The 19,749-nt window shown below is 66.6% G+C and carries 17 protein-coding genes and 1 tRNA gene; 5 read left to right on the top strand and 13 right to left on the bottom strand.

What is annotated here, in order from left to right; genetic code table 11:
- Positions 1 to 73: 73 nt before the first annotated feature.
- Entirely contained in the window at positions 74 to 1,366 is a 1,293-nt protein-coding gene (gene guaD / locus HNS34_RS14790; RefSeq protein ID WP_172320871.1) for a guanine deaminase, read from the top strand.
- 60 nt (positions 1,367 to 1,426) lie between these two features.
- On the opposite strand, the gene HNS34_RS14785 is transcribed toward guaD, so the two are convergent.
- Positions 1,427 to 3,049 (bottom strand): hypothetical protein, encoded by a 1,623-nt coding sequence (locus tag HNS34_RS14785; RefSeq protein ID WP_172320870.1) that lies wholly within the window; start codon positions 3,047 to 3,049, stop codon positions 1,427 to 1,429.
- Between the two features lie 386 nt (positions 3,050 to 3,435).
- Between HNS34_RS14785 and HNS34_RS14780 the strand changes: the two genes are divergently transcribed.
- On the top strand, positions 3,436 to 4,470 hold the full coding sequence (locus tag HNS34_RS14780; RefSeq protein WP_328700545.1) for a phosphotransferase family protein: 1,035 nt from the start codon (positions 3,436 to 3,438) through the stop codon (positions 4,468 to 4,470).
- Between the two features lie 2 nt (positions 4,471 to 4,472).
- Entirely contained in the window at positions 4,473 to 5,711 is a 1,239-nt protein-coding gene (locus tag HNS34_RS14775; RefSeq protein WP_235952755.1) for a GNAT family N-acetyltransferase, read from the top strand.
- A 4-nt stretch (positions 5,712 to 5,715) separates the two neighbouring features.
- On the opposite strand, the gene HNS34_RS14770 is transcribed toward HNS34_RS14775, so the two are convergent.
- From HNS34_RS14770 to HNS34_RS14745, 6 genes are read right to left on the bottom strand one after another with little or no spacing between them, the layout of a single operon-like run.
- Positions 5,716 to 6,420 (bottom strand): RraA family protein, encoded by a 705-nt coding sequence (locus HNS34_RS14770; protein ID WP_172320868.1) that lies wholly within the window; start codon positions 6,418 to 6,420, stop codon positions 5,716 to 5,718.
- An 11-nt stretch (positions 6,421 to 6,431) separates the two neighbouring features.
- Positions 6,432 to 7,289: an ABC transporter permease gene (locus tag HNS34_RS14765; RefSeq protein ID WP_172320867.1), complete on the bottom strand. Its 858-nt coding sequence runs from the start codon at positions 7,287 to 7,289 to the stop codon at positions 6,432 to 6,434.
- A 1-nt stretch (position 7,290) separates the two neighbouring features.
- Positions 7,291 to 8,214: an ABC transporter permease gene (locus HNS34_RS14760; protein ID WP_172320866.1), complete on the bottom strand. Its 924-nt coding sequence runs from the start codon at positions 8,212 to 8,214 to the stop codon at positions 7,291 to 7,293.
- On the bottom strand, positions 8,211 to 9,821 hold the full coding sequence (locus tag HNS34_RS14755; RefSeq protein ID WP_172320865.1) for a dipeptide ABC transporter ATP-binding protein: 1,611 nt from the start codon (positions 9,819 to 9,821) through the stop codon (positions 8,211 to 8,213). The genes HNS34_RS14760 and HNS34_RS14755 overlap by 4 nt, the downstream gene beginning before the upstream one ends.
- The gene (locus HNS34_RS14750) at positions 9,822 to 11,399 is read right to left on the bottom strand and encodes an ABC transporter substrate-binding protein (RefSeq protein WP_172320864.1); all 1,578 of its coding nucleotides are present in this window, start codon (positions 11,397 to 11,399) and stop codon (positions 9,822 to 9,824) included.
- A 27-nt stretch (positions 11,400 to 11,426) separates the two neighbouring features.
- Complete coding sequence (locus tag HNS34_RS14745) at positions 11,427 to 12,251, bottom strand: carbon-nitrogen hydrolase family protein (RefSeq protein WP_235952750.1); 825 nt, start codon at positions 12,249 to 12,251, stop codon at positions 11,427 to 11,429.
- Between the two features lie 129 nt (positions 12,252 to 12,380).
- On the opposite strand from HNS34_RS14745, the gene HNS34_RS14740 reads away from it, so the two are divergent.
- Entirely contained in the window at positions 12,381 to 13,247 is an 867-nt protein-coding gene (locus HNS34_RS14740; protein WP_172320862.1) for a LysR family transcriptional regulator, read from the top strand.
- A gap of 13 nt (positions 13,248 to 13,260) precedes the next feature.
- On the opposite strand, the gene HNS34_RS14735 is transcribed toward HNS34_RS14740, so the two are convergent.
- The 6 genes from HNS34_RS14735 to HNS34_RS14710 all read right to left on the bottom strand — a co-directional run bounded on the left by HNS34_RS14735 (position 13,261) and on the right by HNS34_RS14710 (position 18,980).
- Positions 13,261 to 14,196, bottom strand: coding sequence for a dihydrodipicolinate synthase family protein (locus tag HNS34_RS14735; protein WP_172320861.1), 936 nt, complete (start codon positions 14,194 to 14,196; stop codon positions 13,261 to 13,263).
- A gap of 114 nt (positions 14,197 to 14,310) precedes the next feature.
- Positions 14,311 to 14,385: transfer RNA gene (locus HNS34_RS14730), tRNA-Glu, on the bottom strand.
- Positions 14,386 to 14,478: 93 nt separating this feature from the next.
- A complete protein-coding gene (gene recJ / locus HNS34_RS14725; RefSeq protein ID WP_172320860.1) occupies positions 14,479 to 16,224 on the bottom strand; it encodes a single-stranded-DNA-specific exonuclease RecJ in 1,746 nt (581 codons plus the stop codon).
- The gene (gene glpX, locus HNS34_RS14720) at positions 16,221 to 17,195 is read right to left on the bottom strand and encodes a class II fructose-bisphosphatase (protein ID WP_172320859.1); all 975 of its coding nucleotides are present in this window, start codon (positions 17,193 to 17,195) and stop codon (positions 16,221 to 16,223) included. Before glpX ends, recJ begins: the two co-directional genes overlap by 4 nt.
- Positions 17,196 to 17,354: 159 nt before the next feature.
- Positions 17,355 to 18,641 carry a homoserine dehydrogenase gene (locus HNS34_RS14715; protein WP_172320858.1) on the bottom strand — a complete coding sequence of 429 codons (1,287 nt, stop codon included), beginning with the start codon at positions 18,639 to 18,641 and terminating at the stop codon, positions 17,355 to 17,357.
- Positions 18,642 to 18,725: 84 nt separating this feature from the next.
- Positions 18,726 to 18,980, bottom strand: coding sequence for a hypothetical protein (locus tag HNS34_RS14710; RefSeq protein WP_172320857.1), 255 nt, complete (start codon positions 18,978 to 18,980; stop codon positions 18,726 to 18,728).
- 102 nt (positions 18,981 to 19,082) lie between these two features.
- Here HNS34_RS14710 and HNS34_RS14705 point away from each other — a divergent pair, with 102 nt between their 5' ends.
- Positions 19,083 to 19,664 (top strand): TetR/AcrR family transcriptional regulator, encoded by a 582-nt coding sequence (locus HNS34_RS14705; RefSeq protein WP_172320856.1) that lies wholly within the window; start codon positions 19,083 to 19,085, stop codon positions 19,662 to 19,664.
- Positions 19,665 to 19,749: the final 85 nt, after the last annotated feature.

Below are 19,749 nucleotides of genomic sequence, written 5' to 3'. Positions count from 1 at the left end.
TTTTCACCCGGACACTTCACAGGGCGCGTGGACCCCATGCGCCCTGTGCTTTCAAGAAACGGATACCTGAGCCATGACAACCCAAAAGACCCTCCTGCGCGGCCGCATCCTGGATTTCGTGGCCGAGCCGCAGAGCCCCGAGGATGACAGCGCCCATATCCATATCGAGGATGGCGCGATCCTGATCGAGGGGGGCCGCATCGTGGCGCGCGGCGGGTTTGCCGAGGTGAACCGCCAGGCCGGGGATGCCGAAATCATCGACCACCGCCCGCACCTGATGATGGCGGGCTTCATCGACCCGCATATTCATTTCCCGCAGGTGCAGGTCATCGCCTCCTGGGGGGCGCAACTGCTGGATTGGCTGAACAACTACACCTTCCCGGCGGAGACCGAATATGCAGACCCGGCCCACAGCGCCGCGATGGCGGGCAGGTTCTACGACCAGATCCTGGCGCATGGCACGACGACGGCGGTGGCCTATTGCTCGGTCCACAAGACCTCGGCGCGGGCCTATTTCGCGGAAGCCGCCCGCCGCAACATGTGCATGATCGGCGGCAAGGTGATGATGGACCGCAATGCGCCGGACGGGCTGCGCGATTCGCCGCAATCAAGCTATGACGACAGCAAGGCGCTGATCGCCGAGTGGCACGGGCGGGGCCGCGCGCAATATGCGATCACGCCGCGATTTGCGATCACATCGACACCGGAACAGATGGAGATGGCCGGCGCGCTGGTCGCTGAGCATCCCGACTGTTTCGTGCAGACGCACCTGTCGGAAAATCACGACGAGATCGCCTTCACCGCCGAGCTTTACCCGGAAGCGCGCGATTACCTGGACGTGTATCAGTCGCACGGGTTGCTGTCGGAAAAGATGCTGCTTGGTCATTCCATCCACCTCAAACCGCGCGAGATCGACGCGCTGGTCGAAACCGGGGCGCGGCCGGTCTTCTGCCCGACCTCGAACCTTTTTCTGGGCAGCGGCCTCTTCGACGACGCGGGCCTGCGCGCGCGCGGGACAATCAACGCGATTGCCACCGATGTGGGCGGCGGCACCAGCTATTCGATGCTGCAAACGCTGAACGAGGGTTACAAGATCCTGCAACTCCAGCGCCAGCGCCTGCACCCGTTGCGCGCCTTCCACTGGATTACGCGCGGCAATGCGGTGGCCCTGGGGATGGAGGACCGGATCGGCACCCTCGCCCCCGGCAGCGATGCCGATATCGTGGTGCTGGACGCGCGCGCCACCGACGCGATGGCGTTGCGGATGGAGCGCGCCGAGACACTGGCCGAAGAGCTTTTCGTGTTGCAGATCATGGGCGACGACCGCGCGGTTGCGCAGGTCTATGTCGCGGGCGCACCGGCATGAAAAAGGCGCTGCGGGACGGTTCAGGCCCCGCAGCACCGGTTTGATCGGATGGGCCTCCTGTCAGAGGAGGAGGTCGTCCATCCCGTCATCCTCCCAGTCCTGCTGCTGGTTGGACGGATCGTCGACATCCTGGTTCATCAGAGCCATGATGTCATCAACCGACAAAGCGTCGTCCTGGGCGTCATAGCTGAACGCTGGCAGCGCTGCCGCAGCCGCGGTCAACTGCGTCCCGCCGCCCGTGCCCCCAGAGCCGGAGCCCTTGGACCCACCGGAACCGGACCCGCCCGTGCCACCAGACCCGGAACCCTTCGTGCCGCCGGACCCGGAGCCGCCCGTGCCGCCAGACCCGGAGCCTTTGGAGCCACCGGAACCGGACCCGCCCGTGCCCCCAGAGCCCGAGCCCTTGGAGCCGCCGGACCCGGAGCCGCCCGTGCCACCCGAACCTGAGCCTTTGGAGCCACCGGAGCCGGACCCGCCCGTGCCACCAGACCCGGAGCCCTTGGAGCCACCGGAGCCGGACCCGCCCGTGCCCCCAGAGCCCGAGCCCTTGGACCCACCGGATCCCGACCCGCCCGTGCCCCCAGACCCGGAGCCCTTGGACCCACCGGAGCCGGACCCACCCGTGCCACCAGACCCGGAGCCCTTGGAGCCACCGGAGCCAGAGCCGCCCGTGCCCCCAGAGCCGGAGCCCTTGGAGCCGCCGGACCCGGAGCCGCCCGTGCCGCCAGACCCGGAGCCCTTGGAGCCACCGGAGCCGGACCCGCCCGTGCCGCCAGACCCCGAGCCCTTGGAGCCACCGGAACCGGACCCACCCGTGCCCCCAGAGCCTGAGCCCTTGGAGCCGCCGGAGCCGGAGCCGCCGCTACCGGACCCGGATCCCTTCGTGCCGCCGGAGCCAGAGCCGCCCGTGCCGGAGCCTTTCGTGCCGCCCGCGTCGGAACCGTCGCTTCCATCCGTCATGAACTGATCGAGCGAGACTTCCGGCGGTTGGCCGGGGCCGTGCGCTCCGATCACGTTGAGATCGTCTTCGGTGTAATACTTGCTGGTCGGATCGTCCGAGGGAATGACCTCGTCCACGCCATCGTAATGGCCCCATCCGACGGGCTCACCATCAGCGTTGGAGAACTCGACCGTGCCGCTATGGGTGCCGTCGGGGGCGACGGATTCGTTGATCGTCTTGGCCGCACCGGCATCGGACAGGTCCAGGATCGTCTGGCCCTCGGACCCGGACGCGCTGAACTCGGTCTCCAGGTTGGCCGAATACCAATCCGCGAAGGAGTCACCCTCGACGCCGCCATTGTGATAGGCCTTCGTCGTGCTGGCGGTATCATTGCCCGAGCCCGATCCCTTGGAGCCGCCGGAGCCGGAGCCACGCGATCCGCCCGAGCCCGATCCCTTGGAGCCGCCCGAGCCGGAGCCACGCGATCCGCCCGAGCCCGATCCCTTGGAACCGCCAGAGCCGGAGCCTTGCGATCCGCCGGAGCCCGATCCCTTGGAGCCGCCAGAGCCGGAGCCTTGCGATCCGCCCGAGCCCGATCCCTTGGAGCCGCCAGAGCCGGAGCCTTGCGATCCGCCCGAGCCCGATCCCTTGGAGCCACCGGAGCCAGATCCGCGCGTTCCTCCCGATCCGGAGCCATTTCCGGCACCGGCATTTTCATAAATGGTTTGGTATTCTTCAGACATCGAGAGTCCCCCTGTTTCAGGCAGCATTCATTCGGGCAGCACTTTCACTTGCGCAAAAGGCGACTATTCCGGTTCAGATTTCGGACCCCCATCCGATAGGAACTTTACGGACAATTCCGAAATCGGGCAAATTCTTCGTTATTTTTCGTCGAAAATGAGGCGCTTGGTTTTCGATCGGGAAACAGTCTTGATTGTACTATTAAGATTCTCACGGGGTTCCGGAACAATCCATTGCGGTCTTGGCGCAATTCGCGCCCGAATCACGCGACCTCCTTTGCCCATTGTTGCCAAAGACTGTTCTCAATTCGGGCTCAATTCCGCGGTATTCATGGCCTTGGTTCCAGATCCGCGTCGGCATCCGGCGCGCCAAACTGCTAGGTATTCACGTGACGAACAGCTCTCGGCAGAAACGTCTGACCCAGGTCGTCCGGGCCGCGGAAGGGCATTTCGGCAACAAGATCCGGCGGGTGACGGCGCCCGGCGGCGACGGGCGTGCGAGCTACAAGCTGCATTTCGACGACCGCACGGTCTTCGCCACGCTGCGCCCGAATTTCCGCCGCACCCATCTTGAGGCACATGTCCTGAAACAGCTCGCACCCCATTGCGACCTGGTCCCGCGCTGCCTCGGCGTAGTCGGTGAGGTGATGTTCCAATCCGATGTCGGCGGGCGCCGCCTGAACATGGAAATCGCGGCCCGTGACGCGGGCGGGCAGGCCGATCTGGCGGCCGAAGCCGTGCGCGCGATCTTCATGGTGCAGGAGGCGTCCCGCAAGACCCGGCTGCACGAGATCATGCCGCACCTGGGCAACAACCGCGACTGGATCGACAATTTCGCCGAGGGCGTGCGCGGGCTGGAGCCCTATTCGGGCGGGCGCTCGGGCCCGGTGGACCTCGATGCGATCAAAGCGGCGGTGGCGCAGCCGGGGCGGCAATTCGTCAAATGGGATTGCCGGTCGGGCAATGCCGCGATTGGCCGCGACGACGTGCTGCGCTGGTTCGATTTCGAGTATAGCGGGTTGCGTCACGGGGCCGAGGATATCGCCTGGCTGATCGGCGACGAGGCGTGGCCAGTGCCACCGGAGGTGATGCTGGAGATTGTGCGCTCGGAATTCGACCCCGGCTGCGGCCATGCGCTGGAGCCCTATCTGAACTACCTCTCGCTCTACCTGACCTTTCACTGTGCGCAGCGTTTCAAGCTGATCGTGAAGGAGGCCGGCAAACGGGGCTGGCTGTCGAAACGCCGCATCCGTAAATATGACGATGCGGGCGTCCACCCCGAATTCGGGGCGCAGATCTGCCGGGTCGGAGCATATTTCGCCGCCCGTAACCGGCTGACCGCGCCGATCGCGCGCGATTTCGAGGCGGCGCAGAAGATGTTCCTGAGCATCATCCTGGCAACGCTGGAGGAGGGCAGGGTGTGAACATGGCCCCGCGCGACATCTCGCAGGATCTGACGGTCCACCTGCTGCGCAGCCTCTCGGAGGTCGAGGACTTGCGCGCCGACTGGACCGAACTGCACCGACGCGATCCGCAGGCGGGGTTGTTCCTCAGCTGGGACTGGATGATGCGTGGGTTTCGTGACAATCCGGGGCGCTTCACCGTGCTTGTCGCGCGGGCCGATGCAGTGTCGGACCAGGTTGTCGCGATCCTGCCGCTGAAGTCGCGCGTGCATTGGAGCCGGTCGAAATCCGAGTTCCAGACCCAGTATCAGGCCGCCGGGCGGCTCATCGGCGGTGAATATACCGGCTTCATCTGCGACCCGGATTGGGAGGAGGTGGCGCTGCCCGCCCTCGCGCAGACGCTGGACCAGATGCCCTGGACCACGCTCTCGCTGCGCTATGTCGACCAGATCGACCGGATCAAGGCGTTTCGGGCCGGGTTTGCGCGGGCGGAGTATTCGACCAGATTTCGCCCCTACCTCATCAACAAGGGCGAGACCGACAACCTGGTGTCGCCGCAGGTGACCCTGCCGGACAGTTTCGACGCGTTCCTGAACGAGGGCCTCAGCGCGAATTCACGGCAGAAGTTCCGACGGCTGGAGCGCAAGCACCTGAACACGGGCGAACTTCACCTGACCGATACCGGCGCCGAGACGTTTGACGCGCATCTGGAGATCCTGCTGGAGTTCTGGGGTCGGAAATGGATCCCGAAGAAGGGGGCCGCGACCGCCGCGAAGGCCGCCGACATGTACCGGCGCACGCTGCGCGCGGGGCTTGAGACGGACACGCTGTTCCTGCCGGTGCTGTGGCGCGGGGATACGCCCCTAGGGGCCTTGGGGCATATCCTCGACCATGAACAGAAGACCGTCCATTTCATCGTGGCGGGGCGCGATGTCGATGCGGACGTGCCCTTCGCGGGGCAAATCCTGCATCTGGGCAGCATCGAATGGGCCATCGCGCATGGCTACCGGGTCTATGATTTCTGCCATGGGAACGAGCCCTACAAATACTCCTACGGGACCACCGACAAGGAGACCCGATACCTGACGGTGCAGCGCCGGGAGGCCCTGGGCGCGCGGGCGTTCGACCGGGACAACACGCCGGAGGCGCTGTTGCGGGTGCAGGACCAGATCAAGGCGAAGAAATACGACCTGGCGATGCGGGCCTGTGCGCAATTGATCGCGTCATTCTCGGATGAGGCGGGCGGGGCGGAGGCGTCCTAGGCCCTCAGCCCCTGCCGTCATTCAACTCGGCCTCGACCAGAGCGGTCGCGCCGGTAATCCGGCCAAGCGGCACGCCCGGTTCGCGATTGGCGCGACGCTCCTGCGCGATCTGGCCTCGGGTCAAGGCAATCTCGCCCATGGCGCGGGCCTCATCCGCCGGCAGGGCAAAGACACCATCGGCATCTGCCAGCACCACCGCGCCGGGCATCACAACGACGCCGCCGCAGCTGACCGGCACATGCGCGCGGCCCGCGATGTTCAGAAGGCGTGTTGTCACCGGCGCGGTGCCGCGGCACCAGACGGGAAAGCCCATCCCGGCCATTTCGTCGGCATCGGTGCAGGGCCCGTCGATCACCGCGCCCACGATCCCTGCCAGTTGGGCGGCAGAGGCGACTCCATCCCCCAGGCAGGCGTATTTGTCATCGCCCAACCGGTCGATCACCAGCATGTCGCCGGGCCGCGCGAGGCCAATGGCGTGGTGCAGCATCGTCGAATCCGCCGCCGGGCATTGCACGGTCAGGGCGCGGCCCACGGTACGGGGCCCGAACCCCCGGCTGGCCTGAATGCCACGATCCATGCTGCCCCAGTAGAGGATGTGGCCAAGCATCGTCGTCTCAAGCCGGCCCATCAGCCTGATCAGGTCGGGCTCCAGCGCGGCGGGCTCGGGGCCGATGGTGTATTTCCGCGGACGGGGCAGGGGCTTGGACATGGGGGGAACCCTCAGTTTTCGGATCTCAATGTCGGGTCGAAGCGGTCGCGGACCCAGTCCCCCACCAGGCTGATCGACAGCGCCAGCAGGAAGATGATCACGCCGGGGAAGAGCGTCAGCCACCAGGCGGTCAGCAGGCGGTCGCGCCCCTCGCTCATGATCTGGCCCAGGCTGGTCAGCGGCGATTGCACGCCAAGCCCAAGGAAGCTGAGCGCGGTTTCCAGCAGCACCGTCAGCGGCATGTTCACGGTGAACTGGACCAGCGCGACCGAGACCACGTTGGGCAGGATATGGCGCAGGTAGATGCGGTAGGGCGAGGCCCCGAGCGCGCGCACGGCGGTGACATAGCCCTGTTCCTTGGCCGACAGCACCGCACCGCGCATCAGGCGGGCATAGACCTCCCACCCGGTCAGGCCGATGAGGAGGAGGAAGAGGGTGAAACTGCTGTCGAACATGGCCAGCACGAAGAGGGCCACGACGATGATCGGAAGCGACGCCTGTACATCGACCGCGCCCACCACGACGGTTTCGACAAAGCCGCGCCGTGCGGCGGCCAGCACGCCCAGAAGCGAGCCCAGGACCGCGCCGATCAGGGTGCCGACAACGGCGACGATCAGCGTTATCTGCGCCCCCACGGCCAGGCGCACCAGCAGGTCGCGCCCGCGCGCATCGGTGCCGAGCGGATAGTCCCAGGTGCCGCCGAACCCGACCGGGGGCCGCAGCCGATCGAGGAGCGACGTGGCGCGGAACTCGTGCGGTGACAGCCACTGGCCGAAGAGGGCGAAGAGGACGAAGACCGCGATGAAGCCAAGCGCCAGGCGAACGGCCCAGGGGATGGCGGGGCGCTGATATGTGGTGGCGTCGCTCAAGTCACTTGGCCCGGATGCGCGGGTCGATCACGAGGTAGAGCAGATCGACGATGAGGTTGGCGGTGATCATGGTCGCGGCAATCGCCAGCACCAGGAACTGCACCGTGGCGATGTCGCGCGTGGCGACCGAGCGCACCAGAAGCTGGCCGACACCGGGCCAGGCAAAGACCTGCTCGGTCACCACGGACCCGGCGATGAGAGAGCCGAGCGACAGACCCACCAGCGTCACCAGTGGAATGGCGGCATTGGGCAGGGCGTGGCGAATGAGGCGGCGTTTATAGGGGATGCCGCGCGCCTCGGCGGCCAGCATGAAGGGCTTGTTGATGGTCTCCAAGAGCGATGACCGCGTGAACCGCGCGTAGCTGCCCATCGACGCCAGGCCAAGCGTCAGGGCAGGCGCGATCAGGCCAAGTGCGGTGCTGCTGGCCCCCTGACCGCCCAGATAGACTTGGAACGCCAGCGATCCGACAAGGATCACGACAAGACCGAAGAGGAAATTCGGCATGGCGAAGGCGAAGACGGAAAAGGCCATTACGCCCCGGTCGATGGGCCTGCCCCGGTTCAGCGCGGCCACGGCCCCAAGCGTGATGCCGCAGACCAGCGAAATCAGAAGCGCGGTGCCGCCAAGGCGCAAGGTGGCGGGCAGGCGGTCGAGGAAGATTTGCAGCGACGGGCGCCCCGAATGGATCGAATAGCCGAAATCGCCCTGGATCAAACGGCCCAGGTAGCCGGTATATTGCACCCAGAACGGTTGATCGAGACCAAGCGCGCGGCGGTATTGCTCGATCACCTCCTGCGGCGCGTCGGGCGGGGCGAGGGCTGCCGCCGGATCGCCGGAAAAGCGGATGAAGACAAAGACCAGCGTGACCGTCACCAGCAGCGTGATGATGGCGCGGGCGACGCGCGAGAGGATGAAGCCGATCATGCCACCAGCCCCCGCTTCTGCCCCGGTGCCGATTGCAGAAGGGCCCGCGTGTAAGGGTCGCGCGGGTTGGCGAAGATTTGCGCCGTCGGCCCCTGTTCTACGACGCGGCCATGCTGCATCACCAACACGTTGTCCGAGATCGCGGCCGCGACATGCAGGTCATGGGTGATGAACACCATCGAGAACCCCAGGCGGTCCTGAAGGTCGGTGAATAGGTCCAGCACCTGCACCTGAATCGACACATCCAGCGCCGAGACCGCCTCATCCGCGATCAGCACCTCGGGTTCCAGCACCAGCGCGCGGGCGATGCAGATGCGCTGCCGCTGGCCGCCGGAAAACTCCTGCGGGTAGCGGTCGGCGGCCTGCGGGGTCAGGCCGACAAGCTCCAGCATCCTCAGCGCGCGCTCGCGAGCCTCAGCCTTCGGCACACCGTGGATGATCGGCCCCTCGGCAATCGCGTCGATAGTCTTGAAGCGCGGGTCGAGCGCGCCGAACGGGTCTTGCAGCACCACCTGCACCTTGGAGCGGAAATCGCGCAGGGCCGCTCCTTGCAGCGCGGTGATGTCCCGTCCCTTGAAGATCATCTGCCCGCCATCCGTGTCCTGCAAGCGCAACAGGCACTTGGCCAACGAGGATTTGCCCGAGCCGCTTTCGCCGACCACGGCGAGGGTCTGCCCCTTGTGCAGGTCCAGCGTCACCTCGCGCACGGCGGGCACCTCGGTGCGGTTGAAGAACAGCCCCCGGCGGTAGGTCAGCGACAGGTCGCGGACCTGGAAGATCGCCGCGCCATCCGCGGCCTGGTCGCGTGCAGGGGCCAGGGCTGCGGCGGCCAGCAGGCGTTTGGTGTAGTCGTGCTGCGGGTCTTGAAGAACGGAGGGGGCGGTGCCGGATTCGACGGCAATACCGTCCTTCATCACCACGACATGGTCGGCGATATCGGCCACAACGCCGAAATCATGGGTGATGAACAGGACCGAAGTGTCGAATTCGACCTTGAGCTTCTCGATCAGTTCGAGGATCTCGGCCTGCGTCGTGACATCGAGCGCGGTGGTCGGCTCATCGGCGATCAGGAGCGCGGGGTTCAGCAGCAGCGCGCCCGCAATGACGATGCGCTGTGCCTGTCCGCCCGACATCTCATGCGGGTAGGAGCGATAGGCGCGGTCCGGGTCGGGCAGGAGCACGGCGGCCAGCATGTCCATGACGCGGGCGCGGCGCTCGGATTTCGGCACGCCGTGAACTTCGAGGATTTCCTCCAACTGGCGGCCCACGCGCTGAATCGGGTCGAGGCTGGAGATCGCGTCCTGAAACACCATCGCCACCTTGGGCCCGCGCAGGCGGTGATAGGCCGAGGCGCGCTGCGGCGGGTTGGGGGTGCCTTGCAGGGCGATCTCGCCGCTGGTCATGGGCAGGGCCGGAGGCAACATGCCCATGATCGCCTGCGCGACCACGGATTTGCCCGACCCGCTTTCGCCCACGAGGCACAACGTCTGGCCGGGTTCGATCGTCAGGTCGATACCGGTGACCGCGTGGGCGCGGTCGGCACCCGGCGGCAACGCGATGGTCAGATCGCGCACCGCCAGGACGGGAGAGAGGTCCGTGGGCGTCATTCAGCCCATATACATCCGGTCGAAGATGGTGACCGAGTCATTGCCCGGATCCCAGTCAAGGTCTTCACGCACGCCGTAGCTGACCACGTTGCGCCACAGGTACATGCCGGGGGTGACGTTTTCCCATTCCTCGACGAGGTCCAGATAGGCCGCATGACGTTCGTCGAATTCCTGCGCCGCCGCGAAGCGTTCGCCGATTTCCAGGAACCGCTCGGTCGGCTCCCACGTCCGGTGCGCGGCGCGGGTGCGGCTGGAATTGGGCCCCCAGTCCAGCCAGAGCGGGCGGTAGGGGTCGCCGGAGAACTCGCTGGACATCGACATGTTGAGCAGGTGGAACGGGCGCTGATAGGCCAGCGAGAAGTTGTCGACGATGCGGATGCGCACGTTGACCCCGATATCGCGCCACTGCTCGACCATGAACTCGGCCGCAACTTCGTAATTCGGGTAGAAGCCGCGCGTGATGTGCCAGATCAGCTCCTCCCCGGCGTAATCCGATTGCGCCAGAAGCTCGCGGGCGCGGTCCGGGTCGTAAGGGTAGGCGCGTTCCCGGTCGGGGTCGTAATAGGGCCCGTATTCGGGGAAGTTGAACGGCGTCGGCACGAAGGTTGCGTCGCCCCAGAGCGCCTCGACGATGGCCTCGCGGTCGATGGCCGAGACCATCGCCTTGCGCAGGTTCGGATCGGTCAGCGGGTTGTTGGGCAGATCCTCGGTTTCCAGCGTGTTGAAGGCGAACATCGGGTAGTTCTCGATGGATTTCTCCATCACCTCGACGCCCGGCGTATCGCGCACCTGTGCCACCTGGTCGGCGGGGATATTGACGATGACGTCAAATTCGCCCGCGGCGAGACCTGCGTAGCGGGTAGAGAACTCGGGGACGATGCGGAAGGTCAGGCTCGCCGCAGGGACCGGCGCATTCCAGTAATCGTCAAAGGCCTCGGCCACCAGTTCGGTCGACGGGTCGAACGAGACCAGCTTGTAGGGGCCAGTGCCCATCGGGGCCTGGCCAAAGGCGTCCTTGCCGACCTCCTCGTAGTAATGCTTGGGCAGGACAAAGCCGATCGGCGTGACCATGCGGTAGGCGATCGAGGGGTCGGGGGCCTCGGTCTCGATCTCGACGGTCAGGGGGCCGACCGCTTCGACCCGGATGATGCCCGCGACATAGCGCGTGCCGCGCGGCGCGTCGGGCTCCTCACCCCAGAGCCGCTGCTCGGAGATCGAGAAAGCCACATCCTCGGCATCCATCACATGGCCATCATGGAACTTGACCCCCTCGCGCAGGTGGAACGTCCAGATCGTCGGCGTCGTGCGTTCCCAACTGGTGGCAAGCCAGGGCACAAGCTCGGTCCCGTCGGGGTCTTCCCACCGGTTGCGGCGCACAAGCGTGTCGAAAAGGTTGGAATGCACCCGGCCGCCCGAGGTCGAGATGCCGATCACCGGGTCCATCGTCTCCCAAAGGTTGTCGACCGCGATCACCAGGTCGGGGCGCGCCTGCTGCGCATAGGCGCGAAACGGTTTCAGGGCCGTGACCGTGCCGATTGCGGCGGCGCTGGCAAGTAGGGTTCTGCGTGTGGTTTTCATGACAAGTCCTCCTGGGAGATGTGAAGATCAGGTGCCGCTGGCCGTGACATGCCGCAGCGTGTAGTCGCGTTCATTGCGCAGGGACGGGATCTGGTCGCGGGTGCGTGTGACCTGGTCGAGGTCGAGATCGACAACGGCAAGACCCGGCTCGGATCCACCCATATCGACCATCACCTTACCCCAGGGATCGACGATCATCGAGTGGCCCCAGGTTCTGCGCCCGTCATCGTGAAGGCCCACCTGCGCCGCCGCGACCACGAAGGCCCCGTTCTCGATGGCGCGCGCGCGCAACAGGGTTTCCCAATGCGCGTCGCCGGTGGGGACGGTGAAGGCCGAGGGGATGAACATCACCGTGGCCCCCCGCTTGGCGAAATCGCGGTAGAGATGCGGGAACCGAAGGTCATAGCAGATGGTCAGGCCCCATGGGCCCCAGGGCGTATCGACCAGCACGGCCTCCCGGCCCGGTGCGTAGCGGTTCGATTCGCCGGTGGGCGGGCGACCCTCCAGGAACACGTCGAAGAGGTGGATCTTGTCGTATTGCGCCACCGACGCGCCGGTGTCGTCGATCAGGTTGCCGTGGTTCAGAAAGCGCCCGTCGCCGCTGGCAACCGGGGTCGAGCCGGTTTGAATCCAGATCCCGTGCCTGGCCGCCAGCGTCTTGCAGGCGGTGACGAAAGGGTCATCGGCCTCCTGCGTGATCTGGCTGCGCGCGTCGTCGCGGTCCTTGTTCATCATGCCCGCGGCTTCCGGCAGGGCGAGCAGGTGGCAGCCCTGGTCGGCGGCGTGGGCAGCCGCCGCCTCAACGAAGGCGATATTGCCCGCATGGCGGTTGGTCGATGTCATCTGGGCCATGCATAGCCGTAACTTCCGCTGCACATTGTCCTCCGAATGCCTGTCCATCCTCTCATCCTGAAATCAAAACCCTAACTTAAAAAGCACAAATAACTTGGATAGCGTTCAAAAAACTAACATATTGGACAGATGAGCTCGACACGACGCCTGCCACCGCTCAAGGCCCTGCGCGCGCTGGAGGCGATCCACCAGACCGGCTCGATCACCGATGCCGCGCATCAACTGAACGTGTCGCATTCTGCGATCAGCCACCAGGTCAAGATCCTGGAGGCCTGGGCCAGCGAGCCCTTGTTCATTCGCCAGGGCCGCGTGACCACGCTGACCGATGCGGGCCGCAGCCTGGCGGGCGTCACGCATGAGGCCTTCGACGCGATCCGGCACGAGATGGACCGGCTGCCGATGCGCGGGCTGCGCAGTGTCTCGATCGCCTGCCTGCCGCTGGTGGCGACCGGGTGGCTGATGCCGCGCCTCAAGGGGTTCAGCGCGGCGCATCCCGAGATCAACCTGCATGTCACGCTTCTGCAGACCGACAGGCCGGTGACGCCGCCGCCCGATATCGAGATCCGCTTTGCCCGCCGCGCGCAGCTGATGACGCATGATATCGTGCTTGCCCCCGGCGACGCGGTTCCGGTCTGCGCGCCCGCACTGCTGGCGGGACGGGAGCCGGACGAGTTGCTGACGACCGGACCGCTTCTGTTCGATGAAGACCTGCGGATGTGGTCGCTCTGGTACGAGCGCTCAAGCCACCCGCGCCAACCGGCCAGTGGCTCGGGCCTGATGCTGGAAGGCTCGGCCCTGTTGCAAGGCGCGGCGGTGGCCGGTCTGGGTGTCGCGATCTGCCGAAAGTGGTTCCTCGGCCGCGACCTGGCCGCGGGCCGCCTGGTCACGCTGTCCGATCACACCATAGACGAGGATTGGTGCTACTTCATCCGATGCGACGCAGAAAAGCGCCAGGCCCCCGAGGTGGAGGCCGTGGTCGCCCGGCTATCGCAATGAGGCGGGCGGCGCATCATGCCGCGTCCAGGGCGGCAAGCCGTTTGGCCTGTCGGTCCATAAGCGTGTCGATCTCCGCGATGTCCTGCGGGGCGAGTTTGGGGCCGGGGCGGCGCAGGGCCGCGTTCGCGATGATGCCGCGATGGGCCAGCACGTGTTTGCGCAGGGCAAGCCCCAGACCCGGCTGGCTTTCATATCGGATCAAGGGCAGATAGGCGTCAAAGAGGTCGCGCGCCTTGTCGTGATCGCCTGCTTGCGCGTGGCGGCAAACGCCAATCATCATCTCGGGGAAGGCGAAGCCGGTCATCGCGCCATCGGCGCCGCGCGCCATCTCTTCGGGCAGGAACAGCCCCGAATTGCCGCACAGGATCGAGATCCGGCGGCCGCCCACATCGGACGCTTTGCGCAAGGCAGAGATCTTGGACAGGCCCGGCCAATCCTCGTGCTTCAGCATCACGCAACTGGGGTGGTCGTGGATGATGTCGATGATGACCGAGGCGTCGATCCGGACCCCGGTGGCCAGCGGAAAATCCTGCAAAACGAAAGGCGTATCGGGGCCGAGCGAGTCGGCGACGGTCGCGAAATAGCCCTTGATCTGTGCGTCGGTGCGCAAGGCAGGGGTGGGGGCGACCATGACCCCGGCGGCGCCGAGATCCATCGCGGTGCGCGAGAGCCCGACCAGAGAGGCAAGCCCGGGCGAGGACACGCCGACAATGACCGGAACGCGGTCCGCGACGGCGGCCATCACGCGCGTCATCACGGCGACGGATTCGTCTTGCGTGAGTTTCTCCGCCTCGCCCATCATACCCATGATCGTCAGACCGTCGGCCCCTGCGGACAGGAAGAACTCCACCATGGTGTCGATGCTGCCGTCATCGATCGCCCCGCCATCATCGAAGGGGGTGGGGGCGATGACGTAGACGCCTTTCGCGGATTCCGTCAGTTTGGACATGGGGGACCTTTCCTGGTCGAAGAGCGGCCTGCGCAACGGGATGAATGTGCATTACAATCATGGGCCTTGCGGTAAAGGCAAGCCGGAACCCGACGCGATAAAGGAGAGGTCAAGTGGCAGCCCGTAGGGGAATCGAACCCCTCTTTCCAGGTTGAAAACCTGGCGTCCTAACCGATAGACGAACGGGCCACGCTTGGCGGTGAGGCGGGTTCTAGGAAAAGCCGGTGTGATGCGCAAGGGGAAATTGACGCATCGGGCAAGGAAATTTTCGAAGGTCTTCCGTCATGCCAAGGCGGCATCCTCCAGCCGCAATTGCACGCTCTGGCGGCCGTTCCAGTGGTTGACCTCGATCCGGCCCGCAAGGTGGATTGGGCGGCCTGCGTGGCCTTCGATCAGGTCGGCCAGCCCGGTGCTGCGGGCATTGAAGGCGATGGCCTCCAGCGTGACGGGGCCGCCATCGGAGAAGCTGAATTTCAGGTGGCCGTCGCCCACCGGCTTGGTGAAGCGGATGCTCTGCGACGGAAACACGAAGCGCGGGGCGGGGGACCCGGCGCCAAACGGGCCTGCCGTCTCCAAAGCCTCGATCAGCTCGACTGTTGCGCCGCCCGGCATCAGCATGGCGTCGATGCGCAGGTCGGCGGGGCCGGCCTCGCCCGCGCCCTGTTTGGCCAAGAGCTCCGAGAGGCGGGCCATGGCGGGTTCTAGCTGCGCGCGGCTCAGGCTCAGGCCCGCTGCCATGCGGTGGCCGCCCCCTTTCTGGATCAGCCCCTCGGCGGCCAGTTTCTGGATCGACGCACCCAGATCGACGCCCGCGATTGAGCGGCCCGAGCCCTTGCCGTCATCGCCGTCGAAGCCGATCACCACGGCGGGGCGGTTGGTGGCCTCTTTCAGGCGGCTTGCCACGATGCCGACGACACCGGGGTGCCAGCCCTCGTCGGCGGCCCAGACCAACGGCGCGTCGAGACAGCGCGCCTCGGCCTGCGCCAGGGCCGCATCGCGCACATTGGCCTCGATCTCGCGCCGGTCGGTGTTGAACATGTCCAGACGTTCGGCCATCGCTCGTGCCTCGGCCGGATCGGTGCAGGCCAGGAGGCGCGCGCCCAGGTCGGCCTCGCCGATGCGGCCCCCGGCATTGACGCGCGGGCCGAGGACGAAGCCGAGATGGTAGGAGGTCGGCGCCCGGTCCAGCCGCGCCACGTCGCAGAGCGCCACCAGGCCAGGGCGGTCGCGCCGCGCCATGACCTTGAGGCCCTGCCGCACGAAGGCGCGGTTCACACCGGTCAGTTGCGCCACATCGGCCACGGTGGCCAGCGCCACGAGGTCCAGCATCGCCATCAGGTCGGGGCCCTTGCGGCCCGCTTCCCGCAACTGACGGCCCGCCTCGACCAGCATCAGGAACACGACGGCGGCGGCGCAGAGATAGCCCAGGTCGCCCGGTTCATCCTGCCGGTTGGGGTTCACCACGGCGACGCAATCGGGCAGCTCCGCGCCACCCAGGTGGTGGTCGAGCACGATAACCTCCGCGCCCCTGGCCGCCGCGATGGGGTCGTGCGACAGGGTTCCGCAATCGACGCAGATGATCAGGTCGTGGGATGTGGCGAGCTCGGCCATCGCGGCCTCGTTCGGGCCATAGCCCTCGTCGATGCGGTCGGGAATGTAGAGCGTCGCGGCATGGCCCTGCTGGCGCAGCCAGTCGATCAGCAGGGCGGCGGAGGTGCCGCCATCGACATCGTAATCGGCAAAGATCGCGATGCGTTCGCGGTCGGCCATGGCGGCAAGCACGCGGGTTGCGGCGACCCCCATATCCTTCAGGCGCAGCGGATCGGGCAGCAGGTCGCGCAGGGCAGGGGCCAGGTAGCTGTCGGCGGTCTCCGGCAGCACGCCGCGCCGGGCCAGCACGCGGGCCAGCGCAGGCGCGATATCGGCCCGTTGCGCCAGCGCCTCCGACAGGCGGTCCTCTTCGGGTGACAGGCCCACCCAGTGCCGCCCGGTGGCCGAGGCCGTGACGTTCAGGATCGTGCTGGTCATGCCTCGGGCGCGACGGGCGTGCGGTAGGTCATGCGCCGCACCGATCCGGTCTTGGAGCGCATCAGCAGGGTCTCGGTCGTGACCCAACCGACCTCGCGCTTGATGCCCGACAGGATCGAGCCGTTGGTGACGCCGGTGGCGGAAAAGATCACATCCTCGGTCACCATCTCGTCGCGGCCATAGATCTTGTCGAGGTCGGTGATCCCGGCCTTTCCCGCGCGGCCGCGTTCATCGTCGTTGCGGAATACGAGGCGGCCATACATCTGCCCGCCCATACATTTCAGCGCGGCGGCGGCCAGCACGCCTTCGGGTGCGCCGCCTTCGCCCATATACATGTCGATGCCGGTGGCCTCGGCCTCGGCGCAATGCATGACGCCCGCGACATCGCCATCGGTGATCAGGCGGATCGCGGCCCCGGTCGAGCGGATCTCGGCGATCAGCTCCTGGTGGCGGGGGCGTTCGAGGATGCAGACGGTGATGTCCTTGGGCAGGCAGCCCTTCGCGGATGCCAGCGCCGAGACACGGGTGGCGGGGGGCATGTCCAGGGACACGATACCCTCCGGGTAGCCCGGACCGATCGCCAGTTTCTCCATGTAGACATCGGGCGCATGCAGCATGGATCCGCGCGGCCCCATGGCAATGACGGTCAGCGCGTTCGGCATGTCCTTGGCGGTCAGCGTCGTGCCCTCCAGCGGGTCCAGCGCGATATCGACGCCGGGGCCGTTGCCGCTGCCGACCTCCTCGCCGATATAGAGCATCGGGGCCTCGTCGCGTTCGCCCTCGCCGATCACCACGACGCCCGCGATGTCGAGCTTGTTGAGCTGGTCGCGCATCGCGTTGACGGCGGCCTGGTCGGCGGCTTTCTCATCGCCGCGCCCGATCAGGCCGGCCGAGGCGATGGCGGCAGCCTCGGAGACGCGGGCCAGCCCGAGCGAGAGCATGCGATCGTTGAAATCGGTTTTCGTGGGCATGGGGCCGGTGTCCTTCGTGGGATAGAGGTTGCCCCTGTCTGTAACCCGTGGCCGGAAAGCCGCGCAAGCCCGTGTCGCGTCAGGGTTGCGCTAACAGGGGCGCGCGCGCTCGGTCGACCGAGCGCATACGCGGCCCGTCGACGGGCCGCCTGCCGCGCGTCAGATGTTTTCGATCCTCAACGCCACGGGCTGGCCCAGGACCACATCGGTCTGCGGCAGTGCTTCCAGCGCGTCGGCCAGCGACGGGGCCGAGACCTTGTGCGTGACGATCAGCACCGGGGCCTCGCTGCCGCCATGTTCTGGCTGGCGCATCCGGTCGATGGAAATGCCGCAATCGCCCAGGACCGAGGCCACCTTGGCCAGCGCGCCGGGCTTGTCGGTGAGGTTCAGGCGCAAATAGTAGGGGGCCGAAACCGCGACGGCGGCGCGGGCGGCATGTTCCAGCCCGGCGGCGGGCTGGCCGAAGGTGGGCAGCCGGATGCCGCGCGCGATATCCATCACGTCGGACAGGACCGCGCTGGCGGTGGGGCCTTCGCCCGCGCCCGCGCCGCGCAGCACGATCTGGCCGACGGCATCGCCTTCCAGAACGACCATGTTGGTGCCGCCCTCCAATTGCCCAAGCGGGCTGTCGGCGGGAACAAGGCAGGGCGTCATGCGCTGCTCCAGCCCCCGTCCGGTCATGCGCGCGACGCCGAGCAGCTTGATGCGGAAACCCATATCGGCGGCCTGTTCGATATCCTCGATGGTGACCTGTCCGATGCCCTCCAGCGTCACGCCGTCGAAATCGACCGCCGTGCCGAAGGCGATGGCCGAGAGCAGCGCCAGCTTGTGCCCTGCGTCGATGCCGCCCACGTCGAGATTGGGGTCGGCTTCCAGGTAGCCGAGCTTGTTGGCCTCCTCGAAGACCTCGTCATAGCTGAGGCCCGCCGATTGCATCCGCGTCAGGATATAGTTGCAGGTGCCGTTCATCACGCCCATGACGCGGGAAATCTGGTTGCCGGCCAGCCCCTCGGTCAGGGCCTTGACCACCGGGATGCCGCCCGCGACGGCGGCCTCGAACCGGATCACGCGGCCTGCGGCCTCGGCCAGTTCCGCCAGCGCCTGGCCATTCACCGCCAGCATCGCCTTGTTCGCGGTGACCACGTCCTTGCCCGCCGCGATCGCGGCCTCGGTCGCGGCCTTGGCCGGGCCATCCGACCCGCCCATCAGTTCCACGAACACGTCCACGTCGTCGCGCGCGGCCAGCACGACCGGGTCATCCTCCCACGCGTAGGCCGAAAGGTCGACGCCGCGATCCTTGTCGCGGGTGCGGGCGGAGACGGCGGTGATCACCACGGGCCGTCCGGCACGCGCGGCCAGCAGGTTGGCCTTTTGCTGGATGATCTTGACGACACCGCATCCAACGGTGCCAAGCCCGGCGATGCCAAGGCGAAGCGGGTCTGACATGTGGCGCGGGCCTCCGGCAGGAATGAAATCGGTCGCGCAACTGTTAGCCGACCCGTCCGGGGGGTGCAACGAGAGGCTGTTGCCCTAATTTACCTGCATCCGGCGCAGGATGGCGGCGCGGCGGCGCAGATCGGCGGCGCGCCATTCCAGGCTGCGGCCCGCGGCTTCGGCGCGGGGTGGCCCGGCAAGCTCGGTCCGGGTCAGGATCGGCCCGAGGGGCACCAGCTCGGGCCAGTCGGCGGCGCGGCTCTGATCGGTGATCGAGGCGTCAAGCTCGGGCGCGCGAATGGAACAGGCGGCGACGAGGGCGAGAACCGTGATGAGGGTGAGAGTCCGCATTGCCTGCCTGCATGATGTGCCGTTGTTATTTTGTATCGCGGAAGCCGCACCCGCGTCCAGCATCTGCTTGAATTGAACGTGTGTTCAGATAATGTGCCCCCCATGGCACGCAAACAAGGTTCCCACGCCGACATCACCGGCCCCAAGGTGCGCGACGCGGCGCTGCGCCTCTTTGCGCGACACGGATTCGCCGCCGTTTCCATGCGCCAGATCGCGGCGGAGGTCGGCGTGCAGGCGGGTGCGCTTTACCTCTATACCCCTGATAAACAGACACTTCTTTTTGATCTCATGCGCGATCACCTTGAGGATCTGCTGGCAAGCTGGCAGGTGCCGGAGGGGTCTGCCGTGGATCAGTTGGAGGCGTTCTGCCGCCACCATATCCGCTACCACCTGGACCGGCCCGAACTGGTCTTCATCGCCTATATGGAGCTGCGCAACCTGGAGCCCGAGAATTTCGCCGTGATCGAAGCCCTGCGCCGTCAGTATGAGGATCGGCTGGAAATGATCCTGCGGGCGGGGCAGGCGGCGCGCAGTTTCGACCTGCCCGACAGCAAGCTGGCCGCGCTGGCGATTATCGCCATGCTGACCGGGGTGAACACCTGGTATCGCGAGGGCGGGCGGCTGGCGCGGGGCGATATCGAGGCGATCTACTGGGACATGGTGCGCAAGGCGGTGGCGGCCTGACTTGGCCGAAAACGTATGGCCCGCCCCGGTTGCAAGCGACGATTGGGTGACGGCGTAATCAGTCTGCACAAACGTATCCGGCATG

The sequence above is a fragment of the Alterinioella nitratireducens genome, assembly GCF_013155465.1.
GTDB classification, from domain to species: Bacteria; Pseudomonadota; Alphaproteobacteria; order Rhodobacterales; family Rhodobacteraceae; genus Alterinioella; species Alterinioella nitratireducens.
Note: the sequence above shows the minus strand (reverse complement) of the source record. Positions and strands in the feature narration are given on the sequence as shown.